We start from the raw sequence: 15,040 nt of genomic DNA, 5'->3' as shown, positions 1-15,040 counted from the left end.
GGGAATCCTCGGCGGCCGATTCTCAAAGCGGTCGCAGGACGACACCTTCGAGGACCTGCAGAAGGAAATCCATGGGAGACAGACGGCCTTTCGCGCGATCTCGATTGCAGCATCGGGCCGGGACATTTCACAAAGGAGCGTTAGGAATGACCACGTGTCAGGCGATCGAACCACAGGACTATGGCTGTGACGGACAGGAGGTGCTCAAGCACCTGATCGACGTCGATGAGGCACTGGCCCGCCTCAAGGCCCATATCGCCCCCGTCACCGGTATCGAGACCGTGCCGCTCGACCGCGCCACGAGTCGGGTGCTCGCCCGCCTGGTCCGGTCGCGGGCCATGGCACCGGGTTTTGATAACGCCGCGATGGATGGCTATGCGCTCGCGACCCATGATCTGACGGGGGATGGCCCGTGATCCCTGCCGGTGGCCGCACGCGTTCCTGCGGGTGGGAATGCGCCCGCCTTGGCGCGCGGCACGGTGGCCCGTATTTTCACGGGCGCGCCTGTGCCCGAGGGGGCCGATGCCGTGGTGATGCAGGAAGAGGTCACGCGCGACGGGGATATCTTCCGTCTCGCCCGCCGCCCTGCCCCGGGCCTGAGCATCCGCCCGGCGGGCAGCGACATGGCTGCGGGCGCGCGAGCACTGGCCGAGGGAACACGGCTCGGGGATCGGGCCATTGCCGCCTGCTCCGCCGCCGGCGCGGATCATGTCGATGTCACTCGCCGGTTGCGCGTGGCGCTGCTGGTGACCGGTGACGAGGTGCGACCGACAGGGCGCGCGCGGCGCGGCACAGATCCCGGATGTGAACGGCCCGATGCTGCGCGCGGCGCTGTGCTGCGTCCAGATCGACCTGGTCGCCACCACCCACGGGGCCGATAGCCGCGCGGGACTGACCCGGCAATTGGGTGACCTCGCCGAGACGGCGGATCTCGTCATCACCACCGGCGGGATTTCGGTGGGCGAGGAGGATCACGTGAAACCCGCCTTTGACGCCCTTGGCGGCAAAATCCTGTTCAGCGGCGTCGCGACAAAACCGGGCAAGCCGGTCAGCCTCGGGCGGATCGGGCCCACCGTCTGGCTAGGCCTGCCCGGCAATCCGCTCTCGGCCTATGTCACATGGCAGGTTTTTGGCCTTGCCCTGATACGGGCGCGGAGCGGCATGGCCGACACCGGCCCGGCCCATCGGCATGTCGTCACCTCCGCCGCGATCTCGCGCAAGCCGGGGCGCTGCGAATTCCGGCCCGCCACCCTTGCCGGCCTCAATGGCGATGGCCGCGAGCTCATCCGCTTCGCTGACGCCACCCATTCAGGCCGGGTCGCGCGCCTGCCATGGGCGGACGGGCTGATGATCCTGCCCGCGGAGACCGCGCATCTGCCCAAGGGGACACGCGTCGCCTTTCAACCGTTCAGCCAGATCTGAGGAGGCTCCAGATGACCCTTGCCTACACCATGGCCCCTGGGCGCGGGGATATCGACCTGCTGCTCGCCGGGCTGGCCGCTGACCTGGCCGCGCGTGGCCTGCGCTGCTGCGGCACCGTCCAGATCAACACCGCGCGCACGGATGCCCAGACCTGCGACATGGATGTGCGGGTGCTGCCCGATGGCCCGGTTCTGCGCATCAGCCAGGACCGGGGGCCGCTGGCGCGCCTGTCGGCTCGACCCGGACGCGCTGGAAGCCGCGGTGGGGCTGGTCGCGGCACGGCTCACAGAGGGCGCGGACCTGCTCATCATCAACAAGTTCGGCAAGCATGAGGCCGAGGGAAGGGGCTTTCGCGACGTGATCGCCGAGGCGCTGTCACAGGGCGTGCCGATTCTCATTGGCCTCAATGCCCTGACCCACGCTGCTTTTGAGGATTTTGCGCACGGGATGGCGCGCCGATTGCCCGCCCAAGCGGGTGCCTTGAGGGATTGGGCGCAGAATGTGGCCGGGACGGCCGCTCAGACCACCTGACGGCCCCCTGCCCCGTCGTCACGCCGCCGGTGACGGGGCAAGCGCGATGTCGGCGAGCGTGGAGCGATCAAGATCGGCGAGAAACGCCGCCTCCGCCGAGCGCAGCCGGGTCTTGAGCCGACAGCGGCCGTCAAGCGTACAGGCCCCGCCATCTGCACCCAGACACTCGACCAGCGGGTGCCCTTCTTCGAGCACGCGCACCACGGCACCAAGCCGGATGTCCGCCGCCGACCGGGCCAGCGCGGCACCGCCGCCGCCGCCACGGCGTGTCGTGATCAGCCCGGCGCGGGCGAGGCGCTGCACGATCTTGGCCAGATGATTGCGCGACAATCCGAGGTCTTCCGAAAGCTCGGCGGTGGAGAACGTGCGCGATGGCGCACCCGCCATCCGCATCAACATGCGCAGGCCGTAATCGGTGAAGGAGGTGAGACGCATGACCGCTGGGCCCTCTGCCGTAAAGGAATTCACAATACCAATTAACATGATCGACACCAGCGGCAACCGGAACTCGGTGCGGCGCGCACCATCCGCCGATATTGTCCGGGGCGGGATGGCCCATGACATAAGACGCAACGCTGTCATGGTGGCGCGCGCCGGGATCAATCCCCCGGACCGACGTGATCTGGAGTGCCCCGGCGAAAGCTGCTTTTCATTACCTTTCCGCGCCAAATGTGTTAGCGCTAACCAAGACCAGTTCTTCAGCCTTGACCTGCCGCTGCGACGGAGGAGATGACATGACAGACGCATTCGCACTCACCAATTTCGGATGGATCGGGTGTTCTGCACCGCGACGCACGCCGCAGGCGAGAGATAGACATATGACCCTCGAATCGATCTTCTGTTTCAAGTGTCCAATATCGGTGATGATCGCCGCACGCGTTTGCCACCAGACAGGAGCCTCAAGATGACCGCAGTGAACGACACCGTACGGCGGGTGACCGACCGGGTCATCGCGCGCAGCGCGCCCACGCGGAGCGCCTATCTTGAGACCATGGCAGCGGCGCGTGCCAAGGGAGTGGCGCGGGCGCATCTGTCGTGCAGCGGGCAGGCGCATGCCTATGCCGCCTCGGGGCCGGACAAGGCGCGGCTGGCGGGCACGAGCGCTGGCAATCTCGGCATCGTGACCGCCTATAACGACATGCTGTCGGCCCATCAACCATTCGAGCGCTACCCCGATCTGATCCGTCAGGCGGCGCGCGCGGCGGGCGGCACCGCACAGGTGGCGGGCGGGGTGCCCGCGATGTGCGACGGGGTCACCCAGGGCGAGGCGGGGATGGAGCTGTCGCTCTTTTCGCGCGACGTGATCGCGCTCGCGGCTGCGGTGGCGCTCAGCCACAACACCTTTGACGCCGCCGTGTTTCTTGGCGTCTGCGACAAGATCGTGCCGGGGCTGGTGATCGCGGCGCAGGCCTTCGGCCATCTTCCGGCGGTGTTCCTGCCCGCAGGGCCGATGCAGAGCGGACTGCCCAATGACGAAAAGGCTAAGATACGCCAGCAATTCGCCAGTGGCGAAGTCGGCCGCGACGCGCTGATGGAGGCCGAGATGGCCTCCTATCACGGGCCGGGGACCTGCACCTTCTACGGCACCGCCAATACCAACCAGATGCTGATGGAGTTCATGGGGCTGCACCTGCCGGGGTCGAGCTTCGTGACCCCCAATACCGACCTGCGCGACGCGCTTACCGTCGAAGGGGCGAAACGCGCCCTCGCCCTCAGTGCCTTGGGCAACGACTATACCCCGGTCTGCGACATTCTCGACGAACGCGCCTTTGTGAACGGCATCGTCGGGCTCAACGCGACAGGTGGGTCCACCAACCTGCTCATTCATCTGATTGCCATGGCCCGCGCGGGCGGCATCCTGCTCGACTGGCAGGATTTCTCGGACCTGAGCGAGATCACCCCGCTGATGGCGCGGGTCTATCCCAACGGGCTCGCGGATGTGAACCATTTCCACGCCGCCGGGGGCCTCGGCTACATGATCGGCGAGTTGCTGGATCACGGCCTGCTGCATCCCGACACTAAAACCGTCGCCGGGGGCGGGCTTGGTCAGTACCGGCAAGAACCGAAGCTCACCCCGGAGGGGCTGACATGGCAGACCGGCACGGGCACGAGCCTCAATGACCGAATTCTGCGGCCGGTCTCTGACCCGTTCCAGCCCTCAGGCGGTCTCGTGCGTCTGGCCGGATCGCTGGGCACGGCAGTGATGAAGGTGTCGGCGGTGGCGCCCGAGCATCGGGTGATCGAGGCGCCGGCGCGGGTCTTTGCCGATCAGGACGCGGTCAAGGCGGCGTTCAAGGCGGGGGATCTGACCGGCGACGTCATCGTCGTTGTGCGTTTTCAGGGGCCCAAGGCCAACGGCATGCCGGAACTGCACAGCCTGACGCCGCTCCTGTCGATCCTGCAGGGGCGCGGGCAGAAGGTGGCGCTGGTCACCGACGGGCGCATGTCAGGGGCCTCGGGCAAGGTGCCGGCGGCAATCCATGTCAGCCCCGAGGCGGTGGAGGGCGGCCCGATTGCGAGGCTGCAGGACGGCGACCTGCTGCGGGTGGACGCGACGCAGGGCACGCTCGACATCCTGACACCGGGCGCGGCGGAGCGTGCCCCTGCCACGGCGGATCTGAGCGCCACCCACACCGGCACGGGCCGCGAGCTTTTTGCCGTGTTCCGCAACACAACCGGTTCAGCCACCACCGGCGCCAGCATTTTCGGAGGCTGATCCCCTGCCCTTCGGCGTTGCCACATCAGGCAGATGACGGTGTCCGGACCGCCCGCCCATCCTCGCGCCATTCCGGCAGGCCACCGTTCATGCGGCGCGCGTTGAAGCCGTGGTGGCGCAGGCGGGCCACGGCCTGATGGGCGTAGATGCAATAGGGCCCCCGGCAATAGGCGACGATTTCGGTCTCGGGGTCGAGCGCGGGCAGGAGCCGGTCTAGATCGGCCAAAGTGGTGTTGCGCGCGCCGGGGATGTGGCCTGCGGCGAACTCGTCCTCGGGGCGGATGTCGAGCAGGGTAACGGCGCCCTGCGCGAGCCGCCGGGCCAGATCGGCGCGGGTGATCGGCTCGGGCGCGGGGGCATCCCCGGAGAGCCCGGCGAGGATATCGGTAACCTGCGCCAGATTGGCCTCGGCCACCTCGCTCAGCAGCCCCATGAGCGCGATGCTGCGCGCGTCCTGCAAGCGGTAGATCACCGCCTTGCCCGCGCGGCGGCCGGTGACGAGCCCGGCGCGGCGCAGCTGTTGCAGATGCTGCGAGGCGTTGGCGACCGTGAGCCCGGTCTTGCGCGCCAGCGTCTCGACCGCCGCCTCCACCTGCGCCAATTGCTCCAGCAGCATGAGGCGCGCGGGAGCGGCCAGCGCCTGCGCGACGAGGGCATATTCCTTCAGCAGGGCCTGTTTCGGGCTGATTGACAGGGCGGGGGTGCGCCTATAATCGTTCAAGTGATTGCTTGAATCATTGCTGCTTGGTGCCACGTCGCAACCCCGAAAAGCCCGCTCATGTGGGACATGCTCCTGAATGCAGAGGCCGCGATCCGTCTCGCGATCTTTCTGGGCATTCTCATCGGCATGATGCTCTGGGAACTCTCCGCGCCGCGCCGACGGCAGGACATCCCGCGCGTGCTCCGCTGGACCAACAATCTCGGGCTGGTGGTGCTGGACACCGTGATCCTGCGGCTGACCTTTCCGGTCCTCGCGGTCGGGCTGGCGGTGATCGGGGGCGAAAAGGGCTGGGGCCTCTTCAACAATATCGCCGCGCCCGGCTGGGTGGCGATCCTCGTCTCGGTGCTGGTGCTCGATCTTGCGATCTACCTGCAGCATGTGCTCTTTCACGCGGTGCCGGGGCTGTGGCGGCTGCACCGGATGCTGGAGCAGCCCTTGCGCGGCCCGGCGAGCGGCGGTGCGCTGGATGTGGATACCATCAGGAAGGAGCGACCGTGAAATACCTGTCCTGCTCCACGATCCGCCCTATGGCACCGAGCGCAGCTGCAATGGGCGGCGGATGGCGCATGCGCTGGCCAAGCATGATGCAGACGCCGAGATGATGGAGGGCACCACGCGCTCGACCATGGACGACCTGACCGAGGCGACGACCGCCGCCGACAAGGTGCTGGTGTTCTGAATGCAAGAAAATTCCGAATTTTCTTGCACATGCCTCGGATGGGGGCGTGCCCTCTCAGCCGCCCGATACCAGCGCGTGCCGTCGCATCCATGCCGCGATGGCGTCGCCGATGGCCTGCGGCTGATCCTCCTGCACGTAATGCAGGCCCGCGCCGATCTCGGTTATCTCCAGATTGGGCAGCCGCGCGCGATAGCCTTGGGCCGCCGCGTGTGGCAGCATCAACCCCGGGTCGGCCTGCAACAGGAGCTTGGGCAGGTCGCTCTGCTCGAGCCAGCGCATATAGGCGGTCTGCATCACATGGACATGCGCAGGCTCGCCGCCGATGCACAGAAGCTGCGGGAACCGGCAGAGGATGTGGCGGCTGGTCTTGTCGGCCCAGGGCATCCGGTAGGCGTCCGTCTCCGCCGCGCTCAGCTCGCGCCGGATCATGGCGGGCAGGATCCCCTCGACGAACTGGTTGTCCTCGACCATCATCCGCTCGGCATTTTCCTGCGAGGCGCGCAGCGTCTGGAAAAAGTCGCGCGTTGCCGGATCGAACGCCTCATAGCCCGGCACCGGATCGAGCAGCGCCTCCATGAAGGCGATCCCCTTGATCCGGTCAGGGTGGCGATGCGCATAGTGAAAGCCCAGAAAAGACCCCCAGTCATGCGTCACCAGCGTGATCGGGTCTGGCCCCAGCGTGTCGATGAAGGCGTCGAGATAGCGGATGTGATCCTCGATCCCGTAGTCCAGATCGGGCTTGTCCGACAGGCCATAGCCGATGAGATCGACGGCGATCAGCCGACCGCAACCCTCCAGCCGGGGCATGACATTGCGCCAGAGGTAGGACCATGTCGGCTGACCGTGCAGAAACAGCACCGTGTCGCCCGCGCCGTGGGCCATGCAATGCATCCGTGCGCCAAGAACCTCGGCGTAATGCGAGGGATAGGGCAGATCGGGCGTGCCGGTGGCGGACATCGGGCAAGGCTCCTCTGGCGATGGCGTGCCCCTGCCTGCGCGGGGCACGCGGCCCTTGTCAACGATCACGCGCGCGGCTCACGCCGGGTTGATCGCGACAGGGGTTGTCAGGGCGTCAGATTGTCCGCAGCATCCCGTCTGCCACAAGGCGGCGCAACCGGTTGAAAGGACAAGGCCATGACCGACACCACCTCGCGACGCGGATTGGCCCCGTTGGCGACCGCCCTGTCGCTCATTGCCTGTTACGGCACGCTGGCGGCAGTGGGGCTTCTGGGTGCGCTCGGCATCGGCATCGCGCTGAACGAGGCGGTGTGGGCCGGGGTCATCGTGCTTCTCGCCGCGCTCGCGGTGGCCGCACTGGCGCTGCGGTGGCGGCGGCACGGGCGCGGCGTGCCGGTTCTGCTGGGCGCTGCCGGATTGGCGCTGATCGGTTTTGCGATGTATGTCAGCTATTCCCTGCCCGCTGAGTTGGGCGGTTTCGCGCTCCTGTGCCTCGGAACATATGCCGATTGGCACGGCGGGCGGGCATGAGCGACGCGGACCTGCCGCCGCTCCTGCGCGACAAGGATCACGGCGCGCCCTCGGCCTTTACGCCTGAGAGTCTCTTGCGCGAGGCGCGGCGGCAGAAGGGCGCAGAGCGGCTGACGGTGCCGCAGATCTGCCTGCTCGATCCCGATGGCGATATCGTCCGCGCGCTCTGTGCGCAGGGTCGTGCACGGCGGCACAAGGGGTGGGTCTGCTATCACACCGAGATGTGGGTGTTCGACCTTGAGGGGCAGGAAATTGGCGTGGTGGGCTGCGCCGTGGGGGCGTCCTTCGCAGTGCTGGTGGCCGAAGAGATGTTCGCATCAGGCTGCCGGTTGCTGATCAGCGTCACCTCCTCGGGGCAGATCACGCCGCAGGGCGCACCGCCCTATTTCATCGTGATCGACCGGGCGTGGCGGGACGAGGGCACGAGCTATCACTACCTGCCAGCCTCGGATTGGAGCGTCGCGCCCGACCATCTTCTGGCACGGATCAGAGGTATGGACGATGATGGCCCGCGCGTCCTGAGCGGCCCGACATGGACCACCGATGCTCCGTTTCGCGAGACAGAGGCCGCCATCACGGCAGCACGCGCTCGCGGCATCCTCGCGGTCGAGATGGAGGCCGCCGCCCTCTATGCCTTTGCAAAGGCGCGCGGGCGCGACGTGATCTGCCTCGCCCATGTCACCAACCAATTGGGCGCCATCGAAGGCGACTTCGAGAAAGGCGCGGAGAATGGCAGCGACGAGGCGCTGCGCGTCGTCGCACGGATCGCGGCACGGCTGAGATAAGCAACACCCGGCGCGCGAGCGGGTCGCACACCGCGCAGCCAGGCACCGTCGTGCCGGAGCATTGCGCGGCTGTCTCGGCCAATGCCGCCTCGATGCGTTGAAGTTCCGCAATCCTTGGCCGGATATCAGCCAGAAGGCGCTCGGTGCGGGCCTTGACGTCGGCGCAGGATGAAACGCAGGCGCACGACATGGCGGCGCAAATAGATGCGGTGGCGCGCCTGCGCGTGCGGCGGTCCGGGCCGCATGCAGAACAGGAGGGCTAGGCCATGACATCGCTCCACGCGATTGAAGAATGCGACATCGCCCTGATCGGCGCCGGATCAGCCGGGTATCCACCACGATCACCGCCGCCGAACGCGGCAGGCGGGTCGCGATGATCGGGCATCCAACGCCGCTCGGGCAGGTCCGCGAACCGCTTCGGCCCATGTCCGCGCACCGAAGTCCGCAGCACCGGTCAGGACAACCGCCGTGGCAAGAGCGACCAGGATCTTTCTCATGTCCATTCTTTGCCTTTAACGGCTGCTCGGCACGATCGGGGACGACCGCGTGCGGCTCGGCGACGGCATACCAACCAGCGGCGGTGATCTTGGCCTCCGCATCCTCGATCGCCACCGGATAGGGCCAACCCGGCTCAGCCTGTCCTTCCTCGACCGAAACCGCCCCGACGAAGAACGCATCGCGCGCTCCCGCGTCGCCGCTCAGCAGAACGCGCGCGACGGAGGTCCAGCCCGTGCCCTGCGCAGGCGCCGTCAGGACGCGCAGAGAGGACAGATCAGGCCACCTATGGCGCAGCACGCAGCCCGTAGCTTCCACGGCAATCTCGGCCTCACGGGCACGCTCGGCGCACTGGATCTCGGAGCGAGGTGGAGCTTATGGGCGTCCCAATTCGTCTTTCTTCCATTCGGTGTCCGCGATCTTGAAACGCTGTATTCTTGAATAGAGGGTCGTCGGTCTGACGCCCAGCAGTTCAGCCGCGCCGCCGGGCCCCGAGACCTTGCCGCGGGCCTCGCGCAGGCAGGCGATCACGTTGTCACGGACCATGTTCTCCATCTCGGTTTCCGTTCGGATAGGTGTCATGTCGCCGCTCGTGCCCGGACGGGTCCGGCCGATTTCGAGGATGATCTTGCCGCCGACCGACAGGATCGCCGCCCGTTCGAGGACGTTGCGCAACTCCCGCACATTGCCCGGCCAGGGATAATCCATCATCTGCTGCACCGCGCGCTCGGTGATGGTCGGTCGCGCGAGGTTGAGCCGCCGACAGGTGACCTCGAGCAGATGCGAGGCCAATAGCGGAATGTCTTCCGGGCGCTGGCGCAGAGGGACGCACGCGATCGAAAAGACATTAAGGAAAAACAAGAGGTCTTCTCGAAACTTTCCGGATTTCACTGCGCGTTCGGGGTCGTCGTTCATTGCCGCGATGACATGCAGATCGAGCGATTTGGCGCGGGTATCGCCAAGCCGGGTCACGGTGCCGGTCTGAAGCGCCTGGAGCAGCCGACCCTGCGTTTCGAGAGGCAACTCCGTGATATCGTCGAGAAAGAGTGTGCCACCATGCGCCAGTTCCAGTTTGCCTGGCTTGTCGCGGGTGGATTCTGCAAAGGCACCGCGCACCTGACCGAAAAGCTCGACCTCGACATCGTCGGCGGACACCGCACCACATTTGAAATTGATCATGGCCCGCCGCGACCGCGCACTGGCCTTGTGAATGGCATTCGCCACAAGCGCCTTGCCGGTCCCGGTCTCGCCAGAGATGAGAACGGTTGCATCGGTCGGGGCGACGAGATCGATCCGCGCGCGAATTTGCCGGATGGCTGCGGATGTGCCGACAATGTCGTGATGTGCGCGCTCGGATGTGATCGCCTCTTGCAGGTAGGCGTTCTCCTGCTCGAGCTTGTCACGAAGCGAGGCGACTTCCTGCAGCGCCTCGTGCAATTTTCTTTCGTTTTCCTTTCTCGCGGTGATGTCCCGGAAAATGACCACCGCGCCCACCAGAACCTGCTGGTCGTAGATCGGGGTCGACACATATTCGACACGGATCGGCTTGCCATCCTTTCGCCAGAACACCTCGTTGTCGATGCGATTGACCTTTTCGAAGCGAAACGACTGGTAGATCTTGCAGTCATGCGCCGGATACAGATCGCCGTTCAGGTGATGGTGGTGGATGATCGCATGGATGTTCCGGCCGAGAAGATCCTCGGCGGTCCAGCCCAGCATTTCGCGCGCGGCGCGATTTACGAAGGTCGTCTTGCCTTCGGCATTGACGCCGTAAATCCCCTCACCCGCGGCGTTCAGAATCAACTGGTTTTCACGCTCGAGCTCCGCAAAGAACCGCTCCGCGCGCTTCCACTCGGTCACTCCCGCACGATGCATCTTTGCGGTTTCGACCCTCGCCGTGCGCCGCTCGAAGGCAGCGAGATCCGTGAGGACCAGCAGCATGAGGCCCGGCTGGTCCGACATAAGGCGCGCACGAAGTTCGCATCGCAACGGCCGCCCGTCCAGCGACACGAGTTCGACATCGCGGGTCCAGCTTTCACCACGGTGGTCCACCTCTTCGACAAAAACCACAAACAGGGGCAGTGACGGTCCCAGCAACGTGGAAAAGCGCACGCCTGCGGGCGTCTCGGTCGCGCCCGTCAGCAGCAAGGCAGCCGACCCGTTCCAGCCCCGCACAGTATCAGATCGCGTGTCAAGGATCAGCGCAGGCTGGGGAAGGGCGGAAACAAGGGAATCGATGGCATCAGACGGAGTGTTCATGCACGCAGCATAGTGGAAACGGGAAATCGGTAATCACGAATTCTCGTGACTTACGATTTTTCGAATTTCTGCACTGCGGCCACAACCCGTTAAATATCTGTTATGCTTGAATTTTCATGGATCGCACAAATTTTAGACACAGGCTTCCCCGGTGACGCTTCCCTTGGAAATATGGGCGCAATCATGTCCGAAAGGAAAGCCAATGACGTTCAAGAGCCTTGGAAATCCGTTTTCCGAAAAAACCGATCTGCGCCACGCGGCTGACTGCGGCTGCGACAGGTGCGAGACGGGGCATGGCCACGATGCTGGCCACGCCGAGCCCGCCAGCATGTCCTCCGAGGACATGCTGGAACGAGCGGTCGAAAGTGCTGTGGTGCGCTCGGTCTTTGGTCATAGCGACATTGGTCGTCGTTCTTTCATGGGGATGATGGGCGGCGGCACGGTCGCCGCGGCGCTGGCGTCGGTATTCCCGCTCGATGCGGCCAAGGCGGCGATCCTCGACAATCTTGGTGCGCCGGAAAAGACCGATCTCAACATCGGGTTCGTGCCGATCACCTGCGCCACGCCGATCATCATGGCGCAGCCGATGGGCTTTTACGAGCGCTACGGTCTCAATGCCAGCGTCATCAAGACCGCCGGATGGGCGGTGGCGCGCGACAAGTCGCTCTCGGGGGAATATGACGCCAGTCACATGCTGACGCCGATGCCGCTCGCGATGACGCTTGGCGCGGGCTCGACCGCTGTTCCCTACATCATGCCCGCCGTCGAGAACATCAACGGACAGGCCATCGTGCTGTCGAACGAGCATCTGGACAAGCGTGATCCCAAGCAATGGAAGGGCTTCACCTTCGGGGTGCCATTCGAGTACTCGATGCACAACTTCCTGCTGCGCTATTACGTGGCCGAGCATGGGCTTGATCCGGATGTGGACATCCAGATCCGCGTGGTGCCGCCGCCCGAAATGGTGGCGAACCTGCGCGCGGGCAACCTTGATGGCTACCTCTCGCCCGACCCGTTCAATCAACGCGCCGTGTGGGAGGGGATCGGCTTCATCCATGTGCTGACCAAGGAGATCTGGGAGGGGCATCCGTGCTGCGCCTTCGCCGCGCCGCTCAGCTTTGCGACCGACCTGCCCAACACCTATGGTGCGCTGCTGAAATCCATCATCGACGCGACGCAATACGCCTCCAAGGCCGAGAACCGCAAGGAAATCTCCGAAGCAATCGCGCCGACCAACTATCTCAACCAGCCGGTGCCGGTGATCGAACAGGTGCTGACCGGCACCTATGCCGACGGTCTGGGCGAGGTGAAACAGGTGCCCGACCGGATAGATTTCGACCCGTTCCCGTGGCATTCGATGGGCGTCTGGATTCTGACCCAGATGAAACGCTGGGGCTATATCGAGGGCGATGTGGACTATCGCGCGGTGGCCGAGCAGGTCTACCTTGCGGCCGATGCCAGGAAAGTCATGGAAGATCTGGGCTACACGGCACCCGACATCACCTATAAATCGCACACCATCATGGGCAAGACCTTCGATCCGGCGGAACCGGACGCCTACGTCAAGAGCTTCGCCATCGGGAAGGGTTGAACGATGGCAACGCTTTCCCTCAATCAACGCGCGCTGCTGCTGTCTGTCGTGATGCTCGTGGTCGGTCTCCTGATCTGGGAGGCCGCCATCCCGGCGCAAAAGGCCGTCGGTGAGTTAACCGAATACGAGCGCCTGACCGGCGGCGGCGCGCAAAAGGCCGGTGTGCCCCCGCCAAGCGCGGTCATCGCCAAGGCCTGGGCCGAACTGAGCAACCCGTTTTATGACGCGGGCCCCAACGACAAGGGCATCGGTATCCAGATCGGCTATTCGATCTACCGGGTGCTGACCGGCTATGCGATGGCAGCGGTGATCGCCATTCCGCTCGGCTTTCTGATCGGCATGTCGCCCGTGGCCTACAAGGCGCTCAACCCGTTCATCCAGGTGCTGCGCCCTATTTCGCCGCTGGCGTGGATGCCGCTTGCGCTGTTCATCATCCAGGATTCCGAGGCAAGCGCGATCTTCGTGATATTCATCTGCTCGATCTGGCCGATGCTGATCAATACCGCCTTTGGCGTGGCCGGGGTCCGTCAGGATTGGGTGAACGTGGCGCGCACGCATGAACTGGGCCACCTCAAGACCGCCTTCATGGTGATCTTGCCCGCCGCCGCGCCCACCATCGTGACCGGCATGCGCATTTCCATCGGCATCGCCTGGCTGGTGATCGTTGCCGCCGAGATGCTCGTGGGCGGCACCGGCATCGGGTATTACGTCTGGAACGAGTGGAACAACCTCGACCTCACCTCGGTCATCTTCTCGATCCTCATGATTGGCGTTGTCGGCATGATGCTGGACGCGGCCTTTGGCGCGCTTCAGCGGGCCGTGGCCTACGCGGAATAGGAAAGGCAAACCGATGTCCATCAAACCATTTCTTTCCATCGAGCATCTGACCCAGCGTTTCCCGGATGGGCAGGGCGGCATACTCACCGTGTTCGAGGATGCGACATTCGGCATCGACAAGGGCGAATTCGTCTGCATCCTCGGCCATTCCGGCTGTGGCAAGTCCACCATCATGAACATCCTCGCCGGGCTGGCAGAGCCCACCAGCGGGGTGGTCAAGATGGACGGCTTCGAGGTGTCGGGCCCCAGCCTCGACCGGGGCGTCGTGTTCCAGAACTATTCGCTTCTGCCGTGGCTGAGCACGCTCAAGAACGTGAGCTTCGGCGTCGCCGCGCGCCACCCCGACTGGTCCCGCGCCCAGGTACTGGCGCATTCGCGCGAGTATCTCGCCATGGTGGGGCTGGAGGGTGACGTGATCCACCGCAAGCCCAGCCAGTTGTCGGGCGGCATGCGGCAACGGGTCTCTATCGCGCGGGCCTTTGCCAATCACCCCAAGCTCTTGCTGCTGGACGAGCCGTTCGGCGCGCTCGACGCGCTGACACGGGGCACGATCCAGGATGAGCTTTTGAAGATTTGGGGCGGTACCGAGCAGACGGTGTTCATGATCACCCATGACATCGACGAGGCCATTCTGCTCGCGGATCGCATCCTGCTGATGTCGAACGGCCCCTTTGCGCGCGTGGCGGAATCGGTTGAGATCACCATTCCGCGTCCGCGCAACCGCACCGAGATCGTGGAGCACCCGAATTACTACGCGATCCGCAATCATCTGGTGCAGTTCCTCGGGCAGCGCTCGCGCGAATTGTCGGGCACCCCGTCCGGTGGTGAGCCGCAGAGCCCCGCGCCGGTCCGCATCGACAAGACCGCGCCGTCAGATGACGACGAACCCCGGCTACTTGCCGTTAACCTTTGAGTGACCCAGGAGAGGAGAGAGAGATGAAGGATAATTACGATATGCCCGGCCTGATGACCAAGGAGGATGTGACCACGCAAGTCCTCATCGCCAAGAAGAAATCCGGCCTGACATGGGAGGCGATCGCGCAGGGCATCGGCATGTCGCCGGTCTGGACCCATTCCGCCTGCATGGGCATGAACGCCATGCCCGCCGACAAGGCCGCAGCACTGGTGAAACTGCTGGACCTGCCCGCCGAGTCCAAGGACGTGCTGGAAGAGTACCCGACCAAGATCTGGGAACAGGCGGTGCCGACCGACCCTTGCATCTATCGCCTCTACGAGATCGTCGGCGTCTACGGCCCGACGATCAAGGCGTTGATCCAGGAAGAGTTCGGCGACGGGATCATGTCGGCGATTGACTTCGACATGCAGATCGAGCGTGTCGCCAACCCAAAGGGCGACCGCGTGAAGATCGAGATGTCGGGCAAGTTCCTGGGCTACAATTCCTGGTGACCAGATTCCCGTGACAGCCCACACCCGTGCGCAGATGCAGGATTGACGGCCATCGAACAGGCTTTCGCGCAAGCGCGGGCCTGTTTTCACTTCGGTCACATGACTGGAA

Annotated in this window: 13 protein-coding genes and 2 pseudogenes; 11 read left to right on the top strand and 4 right to left on the bottom strand. The window is 64.9% G+C overall.

The window, feature by feature from the left end:
- Positions 1-71: 71 nt before the first annotated feature.
- The 3 genes and pseudogenes from ACSSV4_RS06215 (at position 72) to ACSSV4_RS06205 (ending at position 1,953) form a co-directional block, all read left to right on the top strand.
- Positions 72-881 (top strand): annotated as a pseudogene (locus ACSSV4_RS06215) (hypothetical protein).
- A complete protein-coding gene (locus ACSSV4_RS06210) occupies positions 805-1,422 on the top strand; it encodes a molybdopterin-binding protein (RefSeq protein WP_454274129.1) in 618 nt (205 codons plus the stop codon). The pseudogene ACSSV4_RS06215 and the gene ACSSV4_RS06210 overlap by 77 nt, the downstream one beginning before the upstream one ends.
- Positions 1,332-1,953: pseudogene (locus ACSSV4_RS06205) on the top strand (DUF2478 domain-containing protein). The gene ACSSV4_RS06210 and the pseudogene ACSSV4_RS06205 overlap by 91 nt, the downstream one beginning before the upstream one ends.
- 18 nt (positions 1,954-1,971) lie before the next feature.
- On the opposite strand, the gene ACSSV4_RS06200 reads toward ACSSV4_RS06205, so the two are convergent.
- Positions 1,972-2,388: an Rrf2 family transcriptional regulator gene (locus ACSSV4_RS06200; RefSeq protein WP_454274127.1), complete on the bottom strand. Its 417-nt coding sequence runs from the start codon at positions 2,386-2,388 to the stop codon at positions 1,972-1,974.
- Positions 2,389-2,857: 469 nt separating this feature from the next.
- Here ACSSV4_RS06200 and edd point away from each other — a divergent pair, with 469 nt between their 5' ends.
- Positions 2,858-4,669, top strand: coding sequence for a phosphogluconate dehydratase (gene edd, locus ACSSV4_RS06195; RefSeq protein ID WP_454274126.1), 1,812 nt, complete (start codon positions 2,858-2,860; stop codon positions 4,667-4,669).
- 25 nt (positions 4,670-4,694) lie between these two features.
- Here the strand turns inward: edd and ACSSV4_RS06190 are convergent, their stop codons facing one another.
- Entirely contained in the window at positions 4,695-5,390 is a 696-nt protein-coding gene (locus tag ACSSV4_RS06190) for an ArsR/SmtB family transcription factor (RefSeq protein WP_454274124.1), read from the bottom strand.
- 66 nt (positions 5,391-5,456) lie between these two features.
- Between ACSSV4_RS06190 and ACSSV4_RS06185 the strand changes: the two genes are divergently transcribed.
- Positions 5,457-5,888, top strand: coding sequence for a sterol desaturase family protein (locus ACSSV4_RS06185; RefSeq protein ID WP_454274123.1), 432 nt, complete (start codon positions 5,457-5,459; stop codon positions 5,886-5,888).
- 235 nt (positions 5,889-6,123) lie between these two features.
- On the opposite strand, the gene ACSSV4_RS06180 is transcribed toward ACSSV4_RS06185, so the two are convergent.
- The gene (locus ACSSV4_RS06180; RefSeq protein ID WP_454274122.1) at positions 6,124-7,026 is read right to left on the bottom strand and encodes a haloalkane dehalogenase; all 903 of its coding nucleotides are present in this window, start codon (positions 7,024-7,026) and stop codon (positions 6,124-6,126) included.
- Positions 7,027-7,203: 177 nt separating this feature from the next.
- Here ACSSV4_RS06180 and ACSSV4_RS06175 point away from each other — a divergent pair, with 177 nt between their 5' ends.
- Together ACSSV4_RS06175 and ACSSV4_RS06170 are read left to right on the top strand one after the other, a co-directional pair.
- Positions 7,204-7,557, top strand: coding sequence for a MerC domain-containing protein (locus ACSSV4_RS06175; protein ID WP_454274121.1), 354 nt, complete (start codon positions 7,204-7,206; stop codon positions 7,555-7,557).
- Positions 7,554-8,342 carry a nucleoside phosphorylase gene (locus tag ACSSV4_RS06170; RefSeq protein WP_454274119.1) on the top strand — a complete coding sequence of 263 codons (789 nt, stop codon included), beginning with the start codon at positions 7,554-7,556 and terminating at the stop codon, positions 8,340-8,342. The genes ACSSV4_RS06175 and ACSSV4_RS06170 overlap by 4 nt, the downstream gene beginning before the upstream one ends.
- Positions 8,343-9,212: 870 nt before the next feature.
- On the opposite strand, the gene ACSSV4_RS06165 is transcribed toward ACSSV4_RS06170, so the two are convergent.
- Entirely contained in the window at positions 9,213-10,985 is a 1,773-nt protein-coding gene (locus ACSSV4_RS06165) for a sigma 54-interacting transcriptional regulator (protein ID WP_454274117.1), read from the bottom strand.
- A gap of 313 nt (positions 10,986-11,298) precedes the next feature.
- Here ACSSV4_RS06165 and ACSSV4_RS06160 point away from each other — a divergent pair, with 313 nt between their 5' ends.
- The 4 genes from ACSSV4_RS06160 to cynS are packed head-to-tail and all read left to right on the top strand — an operon-like array spanning position 11,299 to position 14,931.
- A complete protein-coding gene (locus tag ACSSV4_RS06160; protein ID WP_454274115.1) occupies positions 11,299-12,687 on the top strand; it encodes a CmpA/NrtA family ABC transporter substrate-binding protein in 1,389 nt (462 codons plus the stop codon).
- Between the two features lie 3 nt (positions 12,688-12,690).
- Complete coding sequence (gene ntrB, locus ACSSV4_RS06155; RefSeq protein WP_454274113.1) at positions 12,691-13,524, top strand: nitrate ABC transporter permease; 834 nt, start codon at positions 12,691-12,693, stop codon at positions 13,522-13,524.
- 13 nt (positions 13,525-13,537) lie between these two features.
- Positions 13,538-14,437 (top strand): ABC transporter ATP-binding protein, encoded by a 900-nt coding sequence (locus tag ACSSV4_RS06150; RefSeq protein ID WP_454274111.1) that lies wholly within the window; start codon positions 13,538-13,540, stop codon positions 14,435-14,437.
- A 23-nt stretch (positions 14,438-14,460) separates the two neighbouring features.
- Entirely contained in the window at positions 14,461-14,931 is a 471-nt protein-coding gene (gene cynS / locus ACSSV4_RS06145; protein WP_454274110.1) for a cyanase, read from the top strand.
- Positions 14,932-15,040: the final 109 nt, after the last annotated feature.

The organism is Roseovarius sp. MBR-154 (assembly GCF_053628595.1).
This window is presented reverse-complemented; position numbering and strand designations above follow the sequence as displayed.

Bases quoted from the DNA above. Each gene is read 5' to 3' on its own strand.
- ACSSV4_RS06180 (WP_454274122.1), bottom strand. From the start codon at position 7,026: ATGTCCGCCACCGGCACGCCCGATCTGCCCTATCCCTCGCATTACGCC.
- ACSSV4_RS06175 (WP_454274121.1), top strand. From the start codon at position 7,204: ATGACCGACACCACCTCGCGACGCGGATTGGCCCCGTTGGCGACCGCC.
- cynS (WP_454274110.1), top strand. From the start codon at position 14,461: ATGAAGGATAATTACGATATGCCCGGCCTGATGACCAAGGAGGATGTG.
- ACSSV4_RS06150 (WP_454274111.1), top strand. From the start codon at position 13,538: ATGTCCATCAAACCATTTCTTTCCATCGAGCATCTGACCCAGCGTTTC.
- ntrB (WP_454274113.1), top strand. From the start codon at position 12,691: ATGGCAACGCTTTCCCTCAATCAACGCGCGCTGCTGCTGTCTGTCGTG.
- ACSSV4_RS06200 (WP_454274127.1), bottom strand. From the start codon at position 2,388: ATGCGTCTCACCTCCTTCACCGATTACGGCCTGCGCATGTTGATGCGG.
- ACSSV4_RS06160 (WP_454274115.1), top strand. From the start codon at position 11,299: ATGACGTTCAAGAGCCTTGGAAATCCGTTTTCCGAAAAAACCGATCTG.
- edd (WP_454274126.1), top strand. From the start codon at position 2,858: ATGACCGCAGTGAACGACACCGTACGGCGGGTGACCGACCGGGTCATC.
- ACSSV4_RS06170 (WP_454274119.1), top strand. From the start codon at position 7,554: ATGAGCGACGCGGACCTGCCGCCGCTCCTGCGCGACAAGGATCACGGC.
- ACSSV4_RS06185 (WP_454274123.1), top strand. From the start codon at position 5,457: ATGCTCCTGAATGCAGAGGCCGCGATCCGTCTCGCGATCTTTCTGGGC.